Genomic DNA, 4,019 nt, shown 5'->3' on the forward strand with positions numbered 1-4,019 from the left:
CATCGAGCCGCTGTCATCCACCACGAAGAGGAAGTCCACCTTGGGCTGCGGGGCCTGGAAGCGCTCGCATTGGATGGCCGTCGGCTCCCCGAACTGAGCCAGCGCCGAGCCCTCCCCCAGGTCTCTGGAGAGGAAGGCCGCCGGCTGGTTTCGGTTCTCCCCGGTCACTCCTCCGAGCTGGGTGACGGCGATCAGCACCACGACGCTCTGTGCGGAGCGGTGGACGAACAGCGCCTGCAGGCGGAAGTCGCCGTTCAGACCCGCTGCCGGACCGAGGCGCCCGGTGCTGCCCGGGACCAGCGCATCCACGAGCTGGTTGGTGCGGACCTTGAGGTCCGCGCTCGCACCGGCCTGGTCATAGAGGACCTGCGCGGCGTTGAAGCCCTCCCAGGTTCTGAACAGCTGGGCGGTGCGGTTGCGCAGAGCGCCCGTCCCTTCCATGGCGGGCCGCAGCGCCTCCTCGTCACCGAGCGGATCGGTGGCAGACGGCGGAGCGGGCCGGCGGAACACGAGGAAGGCGACCTTCGCGTTGGGGTCGTAACCCACCAGGCCCTTCACCTCGGCGCCCACCTGGATCTGCGTCACCTCCGTGAAGGAGGGCGGCAGCGCCAGCTTGAGGTCCGGCTCGTCCTCTGACTGGATGGACAGGGGGCGCAGATTGTTGGTGGTGCAGACCTGGCCGACCGGCCCCGTCGAGTCGCTCACGTTCGGGTCCAGCTCACCCGGGTCCACCCTGCCGTTCTGGTTGGTGTCCTCGGCGCCATCGCTCACTCCATCCCCTTCAGTGTCCGGGTGGGTGGCATCCGTCGTGGTGCTGGGGTCCGCGTCCGGGACGAAGTTCGTGCAGGTGACCGGATCCACATTCACGGTCACGCCCCGCTCCACGCCATCCAAGATGCCATCCCCATCGGTGTCCGGCGTGCGTGGATCGGTCTCGCTGTTCTCCCGAGCTCCGTTGGCGTTCTGGTCCTCGCCCCTCACGGTGCCAACAGTGGGGCCATCGCGCAGGCCGTCGCAGTCAGTATCCACGAGCAAGGGGTGGGTCTCGCCCACCTCCGCCCCGCCGTTCCTGTCCCATCGGGGCCTTGTGAGCCGGCGTCTGGCCCTCCCGCGCCCCCGTCGGGCAGCTCGCTCCCCCCATCAGGGAGCTCCATGCCTCCATGCTGTACCTCCGTCAGGATCTGCAGTGCCTCCGTCCGGAAGCCCGGTGCCTCCGTCCGGCCCCGTCGAGCCTCCATCTGGCGCCTCGGTGCCTGCGTCGGGTTGGGGATCGCCCGGATTCGGGTCGCCACATCCACCGCATGCAGTGGCCGTCACGAGGACTGACACGAGCAGCACACAATGGAGCAGAGGTCGGATTTTCATAGGGTGACTTCCAGCCGGAGCAGAGTTGAACATCGCGACGGTTGGCCAGCCCGCCGCAGGCGTTGGCCTCGTTCGCGTCAGCATACCGTTTGCAGTGACATTTCCCTGGAGTTCCAGCCCGTTACGAGCAGGAGCAACTTCCTGGACGAAGCCCGGAGAATGAAAGTGGGGGGCCTGTGTCCTAGCGGGGCCCGCAGAAGTTCCTGCCCTTTTGCGAGGTGTTCCATGTCCGGCTGGCAGCAACCTCAGCGACACCAGGTCCAGGAAGGAGCTGTCCGCCCTTCCCTCCCCCCTCAAACCGATGTGATGGCCGCGCGGCGAATCCGATCGACATATGCAGCCGTGGCCTCGGAGAGCTTCGCCACCACTGCCAGGAAGCGCGCCTGTCGCCGTGAGCGATCCGCGTCCGCAGCGCCTGCCGGTTGGGCCTGGCCCCACAAGATGTTCCGGAGCTCCGACACGAACCGAGGAAAGTGGAAGTGATGTACCGCCTGCACGGGCTCGATGAACTCCGCGCAGATCGGTGTGGTCAGCAGATCCCACCCGAAGCCTGACTGCTGCTTCCAGAGCCCGGAGACGTGGACGAGCACCATGCGGCCATCCACGAGCAGGTACACCCTTCGCTCCATGAGTGCGCCGGTGTCATGCGGCTGGGAGTCCTGCGCCCCGTACTGAAAAAGGTCATTCGTGAGGGGATAGGCATGCTCGTCCAGCCACTCCGCCTCTCTCAGGCGCGCAGGGTACGTCCCGAGCCGTGCCTCATACTCTCGCAGCCACTCCTCCGGCAGTCCCCGCACCTCACGGATGTCCTCGCGGATGGTGCGCAGGGGCAGGCCATCCAGCTCCGGGAGGACGAGCTGGATAAGGAGTCCGAGCAAGGTCCCCTGGACCTCCTGGAGCCCCTCCATGAGAGGGCTCATCAGTACCCAGAACTCCTCTCGCAGCCGCTCCCGCTCTGGATCCGGCTCGGCGGACACGAACGCTGGGAGCTCCTTCGGCGTCTGCCGCCGGTCGGACAGCTCGATGACGGTGGGAGTCTCGTCCTTGTCTTTCACAGCGTCTTGTTCTGGAAGTCGTAGAGCTTCTCGACGGCGATCTGCCGGTAGCGCTCCGCCTTGAGCGCGCGCATGGCGCAGTCCCAGACCAGCTCCTTGGCGGGCCGCTCCGGCTCCTTCTTCTTGCGGCGCTTCACCTCGGCCTTGATCGCCTTCACCGCCGCCCGTGCGTGGTAGCAGAAGGCCGCGGAGAACAGCAGGTGCCCGCCGAACGGAATGAGTCGCGCCTCGATGACGTCCCCCGTCTCCAGGCCGGCGATGTTCCGGCGCTCGGTGACGTCGAAGTCCTTGCCGGAGAACAGCTCGCGCAGGCGGATGACGCCCTTGCCCAGCTTGCGGACCTCGAACAGCCCGTGCACCGTCTCCGTGAAGCTGCGGAAGGCGTTGGCCTCCTCGGGAAGCGCGCTCTGCAGCCGCTGCTCGTACAGCTCCGCGGCCGGCGTCCTCCCCGTGAGCGGAGACACCCGGTCGTAGAGGTAGTAGTCCAGGAAGGACGCCATCCGGAGCTCGAAGATCTTGTCGTCCTCGAACACCTCACCGGTGAGGCGGAAGTACTCCGCCTTCGCTTCGAGGAGGTCCGCCTTGCGCGGCTCCTCGCTCCCGAAGGCGATGAGCTGGTCCAGGTACGGCTGATACGACAGAGGGGAGGCTGAAGGAGCGTCCATGGAGCGCGGGGATCTTACTCTGCCATCAGTCGAGCGAAACGCTTGAAGAGATAGCGCGCGTCGTGGGGACCGGGGGAAGACTCGGGGTGGTATTGCACACTGAAGGCCCGCGCATCCGGGATGGAGAGCCCCTCGACGGTGCCATCATTCAGGTTGATGTGGGTAACCACCGCCCTGCCCTTCAGGCTCGCATCGTCCACGGCGAAGCCGTGGTTCTGCGCGGTGATCTCCACCTTCGCGGTTGTCAGATCCTTCACGGGTTGATTGGCCCCACGGTGGCCGAACTTCATCTTGTACGTCCGGCCGCCCAGCGCGAGCGCGAGGATCTGGTGCCCCAGGCAGATACCGAACACCGGCACCTTGCCCAGCAGCGCGGCCACTGTCTTGTCCGCGCCCTTCACCGCGGCGGGATCTCCCGGGCCGTTGGCCAGGAAGACGCCGTGCGGCTTGCGAGCCAGCACCTCCTCGGCGGAGGTATGGGAGGGCACCACCGTCACCCGGCAGCCCTCGTCCACGAGGAACTGCAGCATGGAGCGCTTGAGCCCGTAGTCATAGGCCACCACGTCATAGCGCAGCTCCGGCGCGGCGCGCGGAGCCCCGCTGAACACGTCCGGAGACGGCGTGGTGAAGGTGTACGGCTGCTTCGCGGAGACGCCCGTGGCCAGGTCCAGCCCCTCCATGCCAGGTGCGCTCCTGGCGCGCTCGACGAGGGCCGCGGTGGAGTGGCTCTCGCTGGAGATGACGCCCATCTGCGCGCCATGCGTGCGCAGGTGCCGCACCAGCCGCCGGGTATCCAGGCCCTGGATGCCCGCCAAGCCGTGGCGCTGGAGGTACGTGTCCAGCGTCTCCTTCGCGCGCCAGTTGGAGGGCTGGTCGGTGAAGGCGCGCACCACCATGCCTACCGCGTGCGGGTGCTCGGACTCCTCGTCCTCCG

At 67.2% G+C, this 4,019-nt stretch carries 3 protein-coding genes and 1 pseudogene; all 4 read right to left on the reverse strand.

Translation table 11 applies throughout. The features are described 5' to 3' along the window. Positions 1 to 1,035 (reverse strand): annotated as a pseudogene (locus VD972_RS43140) (thrombospondin); the annotation flags it as partial. A 623-nt stretch (positions 1,036 to 1,658) separates the two neighbouring features. After that, the gene (locus VD972_RS43145) at positions 1,659 to 2,420 is read right to left on the reverse strand and encodes a hypothetical protein (RefSeq protein WP_324995555.1); all 762 of its coding nucleotides are present in this window, start codon (positions 2,418 to 2,420) and stop codon (positions 1,659 to 1,661) included. Beyond that, positions 2,417 to 3,085, reverse strand: coding sequence for a hypothetical protein (locus tag VD972_RS43150; RefSeq protein ID WP_324995557.1), 669 nt, complete (start codon positions 3,083 to 3,085; stop codon positions 2,417 to 2,419). The genes VD972_RS43145 and VD972_RS43150 overlap by 4 nt, the downstream gene beginning before the upstream one ends. A gap of 14 nt (positions 3,086 to 3,099) precedes the next feature. After that, the coding region (gene carA / locus VD972_RS43155; protein WP_324995559.1) for a glutamine-hydrolyzing carbamoyl-phosphate synthase small subunit at positions 3,100 to 4,019 on the reverse strand (920 nt) is incomplete at its 5' end.

It is taken from the genome of Hyalangium sp., assembly GCF_035629615.1.
Taxonomy (GTDB): Bacteria; Myxococcota; Myxococcia; order Myxococcales; family Myxococcaceae; genus Hyalangium.

What these genes read in the sequence shown, in the direction of transcription:
- VD972_RS43150 (WP_324995557.1), bottom strand. Translation starts at nt 3,085, where the DNA reads ATGGACGCTCCTTCAGCCTCCCCTCTGTCGTATCAGCCGTACCTGGAC.